Here is a 12,654-nt window from a genome sequence, read left to right on the forward strand (position 1 = left end):
GTCGGCAATTGATCCTCAGGCAGCGGATTGAATCCAACACTTGGTGCCCCGGGTTGCTGCGGCGATGATTTTGTCTGGATCGGCGGTCCAGACGAAGGGCTTTGGCTGCTGGTTGTGGTTGGCGACGAAGCGATTGATGGCGGCCTGGAGATCGACGACGCCTTTGAAGACGCCGCGCTTGAGGCGCCGCTTCGTGAGGATGGCGAAGAAACCCTCGACGGCGTTGAGCCAACTGGCCGAGGTGGGCGTGAAATGGAAGCTCCAGCGCGGATGACGCCCCAGCCATTCGACCACCTTGGGGTGCTTGTGCGTGGCGTAGTTGTCGAGGATGGCGTGGACAGTCTTGCCGGCCGGGACCTCGCGCTCGACGGCGTTCAGAAACCGGATGAACTCCTGATGCCGGTGGCGCTGCATGCAACGGCCGATGACCTTCCCCTCCAGCACGTCGAAGGCGGCGAACAGGGTGGTCGTGCCGTTGCGCTTGTAATCGTGGGTCATGGTCCCGGCCCGACCCTTCTTCAGGGGCAGGCCCGGCTGGGTGCGGTGCAGGGCCTGGATCTGGGACTTCTCATCGACACTGAGGACCACGGCGTGGGCGGGCGGATCGACGTACAGGCCGACGATGTCGCGGACCTTGGCGGCGAACTTCGGATCGTTGGAAAGCTTGAAGGTGCGGATCCGGTGCGGGGCTAGGCCGTGAGCCCGCCAGATACGCTGAACCGAGGTCAGGCTGACGCCCGCGGTCTTGGCCATCACCCGACCAGTCCAGTGGGTGGTCTCGCCCGGCGGTTCGCCCAGGGTCAGGGCGACGATGCGCTCGGCGACATCGTCGGTCAGTCTGGCGATCCGCGCCGGCCGCGTCTTGTCGCGTAACAGGCCATCAACACCCTCCGACATGAACCGCTCCTGCCAGCGCCAGACGGCCGTCTTGCTGACGCCAGCGGTGCGGATGATCGTCGCCGTGCCCAGCCCGTCGGCCGTCGCCAGCACAATCCGGGCGCGCCAGACATACTTCTGGGGGCTGTTGCGGTCATCGACGATCGCTTGCAGGTGCTTGCGATCAGTCGGGCTCAGATAGACGGTGACGCCAGTACGCATCCCGCAGACTCGCACGACGTCGAGGCCATGGGAATCCCAACAAGGACTCTTACGTCGGCATCAATCCACTAGCATGCGGCATGCGGCATGCGCTTGCGCAGGCCGGCTCGTTGCGCTGATCGTCGCTACTTTCCGGACGAACCGGTGAACGCCGTATCGAGCACGTCGCCGATCGGCTGCCAGCTGCGGCCATCAAACTGAAGCAACCGCAATTGCTCGACCGGACGGAACTGACCGCTGTTGATCTTGATGCCGGGGAGCACGGCGGATGCCTGATAATCCCTGAGCGCCGCAGCCTGTTTCATGACGTTTTCGCGCGACAGATCGTTGCCGCATTGCCTGAGCACCTGGATCATCGTTTCGGCGGCGGCATAGCCGTAGACTGCGGCAGCGTCGTCCTTGCCGCCGGCTTTCGTAAACTTGTCGAGGAAGCTGCGCCAGGCTCCTTGATCTTCCCTCCAGGCCGGATCGCTTGCATCCTTCAGGAAGGCGGCGGTGATGACGCCGGTCGCATTCTCCGTGCCGGCCGGCTTGAGCACCGTCTCGATCGATGACGCCATCTGGTTCACGATGAACACCGGCCGCCAGCCGTGCTCGGCCGCAGCCCGGATCACCTTCGAGGCATTTTCCGGCACCCCGGCAAATACAAAGACCTCCGCTCCCGATTGCTTCAGGATCGATACGTGGCCGTCCAGATGCTGATCGTCGACATCATAGGCAATGTCGACCCTGATGTTGTGGGCGACGTCACCCAGCCCTTGCACCAGCCCCTTGAACAATTCCCTCCCGAACTGGTCATTCTCCCAAAGCGCCACGATTTTCTTTCCGGGATAGAAAGCCTGGATGTAGTTGGCGTAGATCCGTCCCTCCTCGCGGTACGAGGGCTGCCAGCCCATGGTCCAGGGATAGAGAGACGGCTCGCTGAGGTCCCGATCGCCGGAGGCAACAAAGAGTTGGGGGATCTTCAGTTCGTTGAGATACTTCCGCACCGCGAGATTCCCCGGCGTGCCGAACGAACCGAACATCAAGAGCACATTGTCGGTCTCGACCAGAATACGCGTCAGGTCCATGGCGTTGGACGCATCCGACAGATCGTCGTAGGACATGAAACGGATCTTGCGGCCGCCGATTCCGCCGCGTTCGTTGATCATCTCGAAATAAGCGGCTTCCGCCTTGCCGATCTGGCCGAAAATCTCCAGCGCGCCGCTGTACGGCATCAGATTGCCGATGCGGATTTCGGTGTCGGTGACGCCCTGGTCGCGCACCTGCTGCGTGATGGCACCGAGAGACGCCAGCGCGACGACGCTGGCCAAGAGCGTTCGGATCAACCTAGCCATGAGAAGAACTCGCACGACGGCAGCCGCCGCTGCCTAGTTTCGGTCCGGCCCGCGCTCATTCATTGATCTAGATCATAGCACTCTGAGGGGGCCGCCTGCATCCCCTCAGTCGGGTTCCCGATGGGCGGCGACGCGCGGCCGCGGGTTCCGGACCATCACGCTGCAGACGATCGCGGCGACCATTACGATGCCGATCGTAACTTCCTTGGTTGCAGACAATCCTAGGTGTAAGGGCCCGTCGAAAGAAAATCGACAATGTTCATGGCCGAATGAGCAATGACCGTCAGCCAGGTCGAATTGCTGCGCCAGCGGAAATGGCCGAGAGCAAGACCTGAGACGAATATCCAGAAGCGCCCAAACCAATCGTACTGAGTGTGGATCATCGCCCACGCGATTGATGTAAGGACGATGGCTCCCGTCGGACCGAGGAATGACTCCGACCAACCGCGAAACGTGAATCCACGAAAGATGAATTCTTCCATGATGGGCACGGCAATGCACACAGCAATGAGGAGGGCCAGTAACCCGCCAGGTCCATTGACAATCAGGAATGAATCGGGCGTGCCATTCTCTGAACCGATGAGGAGTCCGCTCAGGGTCTCGGCGCCCATAATGATGGCAGAGATCACCAGGGCGCGAACTACCTCACCCCTGCTCGGCCAGTTGAGCGCAAGATATTCGGCAAACCCGCGGCCAGCCTTCCGGATCGCGATCCACAGCACGGCGATGGTCAACGGGCTCGCAATGGCAATGACCGGGCCGAACCATCTCCCTTGCGATGCGAAATCCTGGAATTGAGCCGGCGACATCTTGGCTACGCCGTCTTGCAGCCCGACGACGAATGTCGCGGCTAGACCTCCTGCCAGCATATAAACGCCGTAGGCAATCAGGGTGACGAATGTCGTCTCCCAGAAGTCCCAGGTCCGCAGTGGCGGCGCCGAAGCAGATGTCCGCGCGCCGGCATTTTCGAAGTTCGACATATGGATTTTTCTGCAACAACGTTGCAGCGAAGGTGGGCCTGAGCTCAACCTAACATACGGGACAGCTAGCCCGCCAGCCACCAGGTCTGGAGCGTCGCCGCGAAATTGTTCAGCCCGTGCAGCAGGATCGTCAGCCAGGTCGAGCCGGTGCGGAAGCGCAAATAGCCGAACAAGAACCCGATCGACAGCACCTCACAGAGGAAGAACCAGTCGTACTGCAAGTGCATCACGGTCCAGACGATCGACGACAGCAGGATCGCGCCATAGGGGCCGAGCCTGGATTCCGACCAGCCGCGATAGAGCCAGCCGCGCGCGAACAACTCCTCCCAGAGCGGCGCGGCCACGGCGAAGGCGATCACCAGAAGCCACAGCGCGCTGTGCTCCTGCGCCGATTTCAGCACGTCGCCCATGAAGCCCGGCGTCACCTCGCGGCCGGCGGCGCGGGACACCATGTCCCAGGCGCCGACCAGCACGATGAGCGCGACGACGCCGATGATCACGTTCTTCCACGACGTCCCGCGCAGCCCGAGATAATTGGCGAACGGGATCCCGGTCCGGCGGATCGCGAACCACAGCACCAGCAGCACCATCGGCAGGCCGGCGAGGACCGAAAGCGAGATCGTCAGACCGTCGGCGACCACGTGGGTGATGCCGGCCGCCGACAGTTCGCCGCCCTGCGCGATGATGCGATAGACGATGACCGCGACCTGGCCGAGGAACATCGCCGCGAAGATCAAAAGCCCCCACAGCGCGGTGCCCCAGAATTTCCAGACCCGAGGGGGACGTGGCGGCGGTTCGACAGCCGACGGCGGAGTATCGGGATTGAGTGCGTCCATCAGCAAACCTTCATGGCAGCGCCCGCGCCAGCAGCGCGCGCTGATCGGCATCGGAGAGGTCCACCGCGCCGTACATGCCGGCGTGGCGTTCGGCAAGCCGTGTCGCCGCGAACAGCTCGGCATTTTTCGGCGAGACCTGGTTGAGCGCCGCGGTGGCCGCCAGCAGCGCCAGCTTCTCGACTGCAAGCCGTGCGATGCGCTCGCTGTCCGGCCGGCGGAACGATTGTCCGATCGACGCAATAGCCTCAGCGGCGCCCGGCAGGCCCTTGGTCTCGTCGGCGAGCGTACGCAGCACAGCGAGCGCGGCTTCGGCCTCGCGGCCGAGCGCGCGCAACACGTCGAGGCACATCACGTTGCCTGAGCCTTCCCAGATCGCGTTGACCGGCGACTCCCGGTAATGGCGCGCCAGAATACCCTCCTCGACATAGCCATTGCCGCCGAGGCACTCCATCGCCTCGTAGAGGAAGCCGGGCGCGCTCTTGCAGGTCCAGTATTTGATCGCCGGCGTCAGCAGCCGCATATAGGCGGCCTCGCCCGTATTGGTTGGCGCGCGATCGAAGGCGCGGCAGAGCCGCATCACCAGCGCGATCGATGCCTCGACATGCAGCGCCATGTCCGACAGCACCGCCTGCATCAGCGGCTGGTCGGCGAGATGCTTCTGGAACACGCTGCGGTGCCGCGCGTGATTGAGCGCGTGTGCCAGCCCCGAGCGCATCAGGCCTGCGGATGCGATCGCGCAATCCTGCCGCGTCAGCTGCACCATCTGGATGATGGTGCGGATGCCCTTGCCCTCCTCACCGATCAGTTCGGCATGGGTGCCGTGGAATTCGACCTCCGAGGAGGCATTGGAGCGGTTGCCGAGCTTGTCCTTCAGCCGCTGGAAGTGGATCGCATTGACCGTGCCGTCGGGCGCAAAGCGCGGCATGAAGAAGCAGCTCAGCCCCTGCTCGGCCTGCGCCAGCACCAGGAAGGCGTCGCACATCGGCGCCGACATGAACCATTTGTGCCCGGTGATGCGCCAGGCGCCACCGTCGCGCTCGGCACGCGTCATGTTGGCGCGCACGTCGGTGCCGCCCTGCTTTTCCGTCATGCCCATGCCGAGCGTCATGCCGCGCTTGGTCCACCATGGCGCAAAGCTGGGGTCGTAGGCGCGCGTGGCGATGACCGGCATCGTCTTCGCCAGGATGTCCGGCTGCGAGGCCAGCGCCGCGACCGAGGCGCGCGTCATCGTGATCGGGCAGAGATGACCGGTCTCGACCTGGGACGCGATATAGAACCTTGCCGCGCGTACCACCTCGGCCGCCCCGCCGGCCGGCTTGCCGGCGGCGGTCCAGGTCGAGTTGTGCACGCCGGCATGGGCCGAGTGCGCCATCAGCTCGTGATAGGCCGGATGAAACTCGACCTCGTCGCGGCGATTGCCCCTGGCATCGAAGGTTCGCAGTTTAGGCGTGTTCTCGTTGGCGACGCGGCCGCGCTCCGCCATGGCGGCCGATCCCCAATGCTTGCCGAAATCCGACAGTTCAGCCGTGGCCGCCGCGCCGCCGTTGGCGGCGACCGCCGCGGCCAGCGGCGCGTCCGTCGCGAACAGGTCGACATCCCCAAATGGCGGCGACTGGTTGAAGACGTCGTGGGTGGCGAACGGAGCCTGCGTCATGGTCTCCTCGGCGATTGGTCGCACTGCGCGCGATGCCCGGACAACGGTCTTCGTTGGCGGCAGCAGCGCCATAACTGGAATCGGGGGATCATAAGCCTGCGAGCCGGCGCGGGGCAGCGAAATGTACGCGTCCACTAGATGCTTCCGTGCCTCGGCTCACGGCGGCCGAGCCACCGGTCGACCCAGTCGTTGGCGCGGGTCCGGTTCGCCTCCCTCCTGGAAGCCTGGACCGGAAAGATGTCGCCGCTGTTCAGGTGCCGGTTATCGGGATATTCAGCCAATTGCAGGTTCGATTCATGCGCGGCACCGTCCACCGGAGAGATGTAGGCAAACCGGATCTCGATCTTGTGCTTGATGTCTGCGCCCTGCCATTTCGGATGGTGACGCGCCAGAAGCTCGACAAGCTCGCAAGGCAACAGATCCGAGGTCGAGCTCCGATTGTCCTCGGTCCTCTCCATGTAGCATTGCTCCTTGACGCTGCTGACGCGCGCGTCGATCGGCCGGAAGTTCACCCGCTTGTCGAGCTCGCCATAGATATAGAACCCCGCAACGCCGATCGCGATGATGCCGTAGAGCCCCAGGCGCATGGTCGAACTCCCATCCTTCCGAACCGCGGTGACGGTCAGATCGAACGTGTCGTCTCCGCCTTGGTCTTGGAGGCCAGCACCGGCAACACGTCGCCGGCGCGCAGCGGCTTGCCGTTAGGGAAATAGGACATCTGCAGGCTGGACTGGTGCGTGGCTCCATCGACCGGCGAGACATAGACGACGCGCACCTCGATCTTGTGCATCACGTGATAGCCCTGCCACTTCGGATGCTCCTTCCGCAGCAGCTCGGCGGTTTCGCAGCGAGTCAGATCGGACGTGAACGTCGTCTTGGTGATGACGCCGCGCTCGACCTTTTCCAGATAGCACTGGTCATTGACGCTGCTGATGCGCGCATCGACGCGCTGATAGTTCGCGCCCTTGTCGTACTGGTCGTAGATCGCGATGCCGAACGCACCGACGGCAACAATGACAACAGCCCAACGCATGTTTTCTGCTCCCGCAATGCCCGCACTTCATACGGCCACAATTAAGGAGTGTTGAAAGCGCATTCAGCTACTTCAGCGATGGCAAGCTTTGTGTTGCCGAGATGCCTTGAATTTGAGGAAAATCCAACCGCTAGTGCGCGCGTGTGATCGGGAAATCATAGGCGGCCCCGCCGGCCCCCGGCAGCGAGAAGTGCCACCATTCCTTTGAATAGTTGGCAAATCCCTGCCGCGCCATCGCCGCGACCAGAAGGTTGCGCCACCGCTTTTGCGCCGGCGTGATCGCCGCTGAGGCAGTATGGCCCCTCGCATCAGAGCAGTCGTAGCCGGTACCCATGTCGACGCTGCCCTCCGGGGCGCGCGCTGCGACCGGCGCGGTGCAGTCGGCATAGTCCTTGGCCGGATCGAACTTGCGCGAATTGTCAGCGCGAAGATCGACCAGCGTGAGATCGACCGCGGCGCCGGTCGAATGACCGGAATGGGTGGCGATATAGCCGAGGCGGAACAGATCCGCCTTCGAGAAGGCCGGGTTGTAGCGCCGCTCGCCGGCGGTCTCCTTGCCGTTCTTCCACCACGCCACCATGTCGGCGACCGCGCGGGCCGGCCGGTAGCAATCGAACATTTTCAGCGACAGGCTTTGCCGCGCCAGTTCCTGCTGTACGGCCTTGAGCCGCAGCCCCACCTCCCGCTTCACCACGCATTCCGCCGCGCCATAGCCCGCGATCGGCCGCCCCATGAAATTATTGGAGGTCGCGTAGCGGATGTCCTGGATGATGGTCGGATCGATCTCGCGCAGGAACGCGAAGTCGCCGGGCAGGTTCTGGGCGAAGGCAGACGAGATCGACCCTGAGATCAACTCGATGGCCAGCAGTGCGATCACGGCGATTTTCACGAGTCCTCGCTCCGCTGTCCTGGCTGCATGCCGTCCAAGGGATCACCTCGCTATGCTCCGCCTGAGCCCGGTCGTCCACGTCTTGTTCCGGAAAAACCAGCAAAAGCAAGGCGCGGACAGCTCGCAACAGGCCCAGGCATGATGGCGGAGAAACCCAGCCCCATCTTACTCGGGGAAAACTCCTCCGGGCTCTCTTCCCGCTTGCCCCACCGGCCATCCGCGCCTATAGCTCTCGCTTTAATGACCCCATCATTAAAATCGACTTTTGTCCTCGGTCACCGGCATCTGCTGGGCATCGAGGGCCTTTCCGCTGACGACATCACGGGCCTGCTCGACCTCTCCGAGGAGTATGTCGAGCTCAACCGCCAGGTCGACAAGAAACGCGCCAGTCTGCGCGGCCGCACCCAGATCAATCTGTTCTTCGAGGCCTCGACCCGGACCCAGTCCTCGTTCGAGATCGCCGGAAAACGCCTGGGCGCCGACGTCATGAACATGTCGGTGTCATCGATGTCGACCCGCAAGGGCGAGACCTTGATGGACACCGCGGTGACGCTGAACGCGATGCACCCCGATATCCTGGTGGTGCGCCACCACGCCTCCGGTGCGGTCGAACTGCTGGCGCGCAAGGTTGACGGTTCCGTGATCAACGCCGGCGACGGCGCCCACGAGCACCCGACCCAGGCGCTGCTCGACGCGCTGACCATCCGCCGCAACAAGGGCCGGCTCGAGGGGCTGACGATCGCGATCTGCGGCGACGTGCTGCATTCGCGCGTGGCGCGTTCCAACATCTTCCTGCTCAACACCATGGGCGCCCGCGTCCGCGTCGTGGCCCCCTCCACGCTGCTGCCGCGCGGCATCGAGCGGATGGGCGTCGAGGTCGCACGCGACATGCGCGAAGGCCTGAACGGCGCCGACATCGTGATGATGCTGCGGCTGCAGCGCGAGCGCATGAACGGTTCCTTCGTGCCTTCGAGCCAGGAGTATTTCCACTATTTCGGCCTCGACCAGAAGAAGCTCGCTTACGCCAAGCCAGATGCGCTGGTCATGCATCCCGGCCCGATGAACCGCGGTGTCGAGATCGACACGTTCGTCGCCGACGGCGCGCAGTCGCTGATCCGTGAACAAGTCGAAATGGGTGTGGCGGTGCGCATGGCAGTGCTCGAAGCGCTCGCCCGCAACCTGCCGAACGCGTGACGCCATGCTGACTGACCGCCGCCCCATCCTGCTCGCCAACGCCCGCGTCATCGATCCGTCCCGCGACTTCGACGGTCCGGGCGACGTCCTGATCGCGGACGGCGTGATCCGTGACGCCAAGCGCGGCATCGGCGCCGCCGGCGTCCCCGAAGGCACCGACATCGTCAATTGCGCCGGCAAGATCGTGGCCCCCGGCCTGATCGACATGCGCGCCTTCGTCGGCGAACCCGGTGCCAGCCACCGCGAGACCTTTGCGTCCGCGAGCCAAGCCGCGGCCGCCGGCGGCATCACCACCATCATCTGCCAGCCCGACACCTCGCCGGTGATCGACAATTCGGCGACCGTCGACTTCGTGCTGCGCCGCGGCCGCGACACCGCGATCGTCAACATCCACCCGATGGCGGCGCTGACCAAGGGCATGCAGGGCCTGGAGATGACCGAGATCGGCCTGTTGAAGGCCGCCGGCGCCGTCGCCTTCACCGATGGCGACCGCAGCGTCACCAACGCCCAGGTGATGCGGCGCGCGCTGACCTACGCTCGCGATTTCGACGCACTGATCGTGCACCACACCGAGGACCCGAATCTGGTGGGCGAAGGCGTGATGAACGAGGGCGAATTCGCAACGCGGCTCGGGCTCGCCGGAATTCCGACCGCCGCCGAGTCGATCATGCTCGAGCGCGACATGCGGCTCGCGGCGCTGACCGGCGGGCGCTATCACGCGGCCTCGCTGACCTCGATCGAGTCGCTGGAAATCCTCAAGCGTGCCCGCGACAACGGCCTCAACGTCTCGGCCTCGGTCTCGATCAACCACGTGACGCTGAACGAGAACGACATCGGCCCCTACCGCACCTTCCTCAAGCTGGCGCCGCCGCTGCGCACCGAGGAGGACCGCAAGGCGCTGGTCGCAGCGCTCGCCTCCGGCCTGATCGACGTCGTGATGAGCGATCACAATCCGCAGGACGTCGAGGTCAAGCGGCTGCCGTTCGCGGAAGCGGCGAGCGGCGCGGTCGGCCTGCAGACCATGCTGCCGGCGGCGCTACGGCTGATCCACAATGGCGAGATGGAGTTCAAGACGCTGATCAGGGCGATGTCGACGCGGCCGGCGGAACTGCTCGGCCTGCCCGGCGGCACGCTGCGCGCCGGGGCCCCGGCCGACGTGATCGTGATCGACGCCGACACCCCCTGGGTGCTCGACCGCGACGACCTCAAATCGCTGTGCAAGAATACGCCGTTCGACGACGCCCGCTTCTCGGGCCGTGTGACGCGGACGATCGTCGGCGGACGGACGGTGTACGAACACGTCTGAAGCGTTTTCGAGCGAAGTGGGTGCCGGTTCGCGTGAAGAAAACGCGCCAAAACAAAAAACTAGAGCTCCGTTCCGATTCAATCGGAACGGAAAAGGCTCTAGATCAGCGTGGAACTCAGCGTACCGCGAGTTGCGACATCGCTTCCATCGTCGTTCCAACGACGATGGCCGCGACGTAAACCACAAAGAAGACCTGCTCCAACCGCCTGCGAACAGAAGCCATGATAAGCTCCCTCATTTCCAAGGCCATGGTGCGGATTGATGGTTAATATTTCATTGACGGGATTGCCAAAAATGGACCGGATCGACCGTCCAGGGAACCACCGCGATGTCTGCTGACGCGCTGCTGCTCGCCGCCTTCCTGATCGGCTATCTCCTGGGCTCGATCCCGTTCGGCATGATCCTCACCAGGCTCGCCGGCACGCAGGATCTGCGCACCATCGGCTCGGGCAATATCGGCGCCACCAACGTGCTGCGCACCGGCCACAAAGGCCTCGCCGCTGCGACGCTGATCGGCGACATGCTCAAGGGTACCGTCGCAGTGATCATCGCAGGCACCATCGACGGCCCGAACGCGGCGATGCTGGCTGCGCTCGGCGCGTTCCTCGGCCACCTCTTCCCGGTCTGGCTCAGATTCCGCGGCGGCAAGGGCGTCGCGACCTATATCGGCGTGCTGCTCGGCCTGTTCTGGCCCGCGGCGCTGATCTTCGCCGTGATCTGGATTGGCACCGCCGTCACCACGCGCTACTCGTCGCTATCGGCGCTCGTCGCCGCGTTCGTGACGCCGCTGTTCCTGTGGTGGTTCGGCCACAACGCGCTCGCCTCGCTGTTCGTCGTGCTGACGCTGCTGTTGTTCTACATGCACCGCGAGAACATCAAGCGGCTGCAGGCCGGCACCGAAGGCAAGATCGGCGAGAAGAAATAACTCTCTCCGTCATTCCCCGGTGCGCAATTGCGCACCTAAGGGCGATGCGCAGCGTCGAACCCGGAATCCATTGGGCCGCATGTTTCGCGGTGAAATGGATTCCGGGTTCGCGACTACGTCGCGCCCTTAGGTGCGCAATTGCGCACCGGGGAATGACGAGGTCTATTTTGTCAAAGCGTCCTCGACAAAGCTCGCCGCCGCCAACGCCTTTGCATCGCTGCCAAAACCCGCGATCACGGTCACGCCGACCGGCAATCCGCCCTCGGCCGTCAGCGTCGGCACGTTGACGCAGGGCACGCCCATCAACGTCCAGAGCCGGTTGTAACGGGGATCGCCGGTCGAGGCCAAGCCGTTCGGCGCGGCACCCGGCGCCGACAGCGTCAGCAGCACATCGACCTCGCCAAAAATCGCTGACAGCGCCTGCCGCGCGCGCAGCGTGACGTCCATCGCCGCATCATATTCGGCGGGTGTGCCGCCCTTGCTCTCGTCGAGCCGGCCACGCAGCAGCGGCGGCATCGCATCGTAGTTCTGGCCATACTCCCAGGCGAATGACTGATGCGCCTCGAACTCCTGCACCACCGGATGGATCCGCCACGCCTCCGCGATGATCTCGGACATCGCGAGCTCGCGCACGGTTGCGCCCGCCTGCTCCGCCGCCCGCGCCGCCTTCTGCAATGCCTCCGCGCCGGATGGTTCGGGCGCGCCGGCGAAGGCCTGCGTCACGACGCCGATGCGCGGCGCCGCGACGGCAGATGACACCACCAGGTCAGGTCGTTTGGTCATCGCGGCCAGCCCCAGCGCGACATCGCGCACGCCGGCGCCGAACAGCCCGACGGTATCGAGCGTCCAGGAGAAGCACTTCACGCCGACGGTCGGCAGCAGCCGGTAGCTCGGCTTGATCGCGGCGACGCCGCAGAACGAGGCCGGCCGGATCACCGATCCGCCGGTCTGGGTGCCCAGCGCCAGCGGGATCATCCCGGCGGCGACCGCGGCCGCCGAGCCGGACGACGAGCCACCCGGCGTGTGCGCGTGATTGTGCGGATTGAGCGTTGCGGTCGGATCGTTCGCCGCGAACGCCGTCGTCGTGGTCTTGCCGATGATGGTCGCGCCGGCCTGCTTGAGCGCCATCACGACCGGCGCATCGGCGCGCGGTTGATGGCCGCGATAGATCGCAGCCCCCATCTCGGTCGGGAATCCGGCGGTATCGATGATGTCCTTGATGCCGACCGCGATGCCGCGCAGCGGCCCGGCATCCTGCGCACGCGCCTTCGCGTCGTGGCGGACAAAGGCGCCGATCGTCTTGTCCTGCGCACGGATCGCCTCCAGCGTCTGCGCAATGGCGGCATCGGCGGAGAGTTTGCCGGACGCGATGCGGCGCTGGAAATCGGCAAGCGAAATCATG

The 12,654-nt window shown here is 64.5% G+C and carries 11 protein-coding genes and 1 pseudogene; 3 read left to right on the plus strand and 9 right to left on the minus strand.

Annotation, left to right across the window (positions count from 1 at the left end):
• Positions 1–25 precede the first annotated feature (25 nt).
• The 8 genes and pseudogenes from ACVIGB_RS10500 to ACVIGB_RS10535 form a co-directional block, all read right to left on the minus strand.
• A pseudogene (locus ACVIGB_RS10500) lies at positions 26–1,098 on the minus strand (IS630 family transposase); the annotation flags it as partial.
• Between the two features lie 125 nt (positions 1,099–1,223).
• Positions 1,224–2,435: an ABC transporter substrate-binding protein gene (locus ACVIGB_RS10505; protein ID WP_456722734.1), complete on the minus strand. Its 1,212-nt coding sequence runs from the start codon at positions 2,433–2,435 to the stop codon at positions 1,224–1,226.
• Between the two features lie 221 nt (positions 2,436–2,656).
• Positions 2,657–3,415 carry a CPBP family intramembrane glutamic endopeptidase gene (locus ACVIGB_RS10510; RefSeq protein ID WP_456722733.1) on the minus strand — a complete coding sequence of 253 codons (759 nt, stop codon included), beginning with the start codon at positions 3,413–3,415 and terminating at the stop codon, positions 2,657–2,659.
• Positions 3,416–3,480: 65 nt separating this feature from the next.
• Positions 3,481–4,251 carry a CPBP family intramembrane glutamic endopeptidase gene (locus tag ACVIGB_RS10515; RefSeq protein ID WP_456722732.1) on the minus strand — a complete coding sequence of 257 codons (771 nt, stop codon included), beginning with the start codon at positions 4,249–4,251 and terminating at the stop codon, positions 3,481–3,483.
• 10 nt (positions 4,252–4,261) lie between these two features.
• Positions 4,262–5,905: an acyl-CoA dehydrogenase family protein gene (locus tag ACVIGB_RS10520; RefSeq protein ID WP_456722731.1), complete on the minus strand. Its 1,644-nt coding sequence runs from the start codon at positions 5,903–5,905 to the stop codon at positions 4,262–4,264.
• 134 nt (positions 5,906–6,039) lie between these two features.
• Positions 6,040–6,492: a hypothetical protein gene (locus tag ACVIGB_RS10525; RefSeq protein WP_456722730.1), complete on the minus strand. Its 453-nt coding sequence runs from the start codon at positions 6,490–6,492 to the stop codon at positions 6,040–6,042.
• Positions 6,493–6,527: 35 nt separating this feature from the next.
• Complete coding sequence (locus ACVIGB_RS10530; protein WP_092114792.1) at positions 6,528–6,938, minus strand: hypothetical protein; 411 nt, start codon at positions 6,936–6,938, stop codon at positions 6,528–6,530.
• A 130-nt stretch (positions 6,939–7,068) separates the two neighbouring features.
• On the minus strand, positions 7,069–7,827 hold the full coding sequence (locus tag ACVIGB_RS10535; RefSeq protein ID WP_456722729.1) for a M15 family metallopeptidase: 759 nt from the start codon (positions 7,825–7,827) through the stop codon (positions 7,069–7,071).
• 240 nt (positions 7,828–8,067) lie between these two features.
• Here ACVIGB_RS10535 and ACVIGB_RS10540 point away from each other — a divergent pair, with 240 nt between their 5' ends.
• The 3 genes from ACVIGB_RS10540 (at position 8,068) to plsY (ending at position 11,252) form a co-directional block, all read left to right on the plus strand.
• Positions 8,068–9,021, plus strand: coding sequence for an aspartate carbamoyltransferase catalytic subunit (locus ACVIGB_RS10540; protein ID WP_456722728.1), 954 nt, complete (start codon positions 8,068–8,070; stop codon positions 9,019–9,021).
• Positions 9,022–9,025: 4 nt separating this feature from the next.
• Positions 9,026–10,327, plus strand: a complete 1,302-nt coding sequence (locus ACVIGB_RS10545; protein ID WP_456722727.1) for a dihydroorotase — start codon at positions 9,026–9,028, stop codon at positions 10,325–10,327.
• 328 nt (positions 10,328–10,655) lie between these two features.
• On the plus strand, positions 10,656–11,252 hold the full coding sequence (gene plsY, locus ACVIGB_RS10550) for a glycerol-3-phosphate 1-O-acyltransferase PlsY (protein ID WP_456722726.1): 597 nt from the start codon (positions 10,656–10,658) through the stop codon (positions 11,250–11,252).
• Between the two features lie 162 nt (positions 11,253–11,414).
• Here the strand turns inward: plsY and ACVIGB_RS10555 are convergent, their stop codons facing one another.
• On the minus strand, positions 11,415–12,653 hold the full coding sequence (locus tag ACVIGB_RS10555; protein ID WP_456722725.1) for an amidase: 1,239 nt from the start codon (positions 12,651–12,653) through the stop codon (positions 11,415–11,417).
• Position 12,654 lies beyond the last annotated feature (1 nt).

Source organism: Bradyrhizobium sp. USDA 4341 (assembly GCF_054063755.1).

Coding starts and splice junctions, on each gene's coding strand:
- ACVIGB_RS10505 (WP_456722734.1), bottom strand. CDS start 2,435: ATGGCTAGGTTGATCCGAACGCTCTTGGCCAGCGTCGTCGCGCTGGCG.
- ACVIGB_RS10510 (WP_456722733.1), bottom strand. CDS start 3,415: ATGTCGAACTTCGAAAATGCCGGCGCGCGGACATCTGCTTCGGCGCCG.
- ACVIGB_RS10515 (WP_456722732.1), bottom strand. CDS start 4,251: ATGGACGCACTCAATCCCGATACTCCGCCGTCGGCTGTCGAACCGCCG.
- ACVIGB_RS10520 (WP_456722731.1), bottom strand. CDS start 5,905: ATGACGCAGGCTCCGTTCGCCACCCACGACGTCTTCAACCAGTCGCCG.
- ACVIGB_RS10525 (WP_456722730.1), bottom strand. CDS start 6,492: ATGCGCCTGGGGCTCTACGGCATCATCGCGATCGGCGTTGCGGGGTTC.
- ACVIGB_RS10530 (WP_092114792.1), bottom strand. CDS start 6,938: ATGCGTTGGGCTGTTGTCATTGTTGCCGTCGGTGCGTTCGGCATCGCG.
- ACVIGB_RS10540 (WP_456722728.1), top strand. CDS start 8,068: ATGACCCCATCATTAAAATCGACTTTTGTCCTCGGTCACCGGCATCTG.
- ACVIGB_RS10545 (WP_456722727.1), top strand. CDS start 9,026: ATGCTGACTGACCGCCGCCCCATCCTGCTCGCCAACGCCCGCGTCATC.
- plsY (WP_456722726.1), top strand. CDS start 10,656: ATGTCTGCTGACGCGCTGCTGCTCGCCGCCTTCCTGATCGGCTATCTC.
- ACVIGB_RS10555 (WP_456722725.1), bottom strand. CDS start 12,653: ATGATTTCGCTTGCCGATTTCCAGCGCCGCATCGCGTCCGGCAAACTC.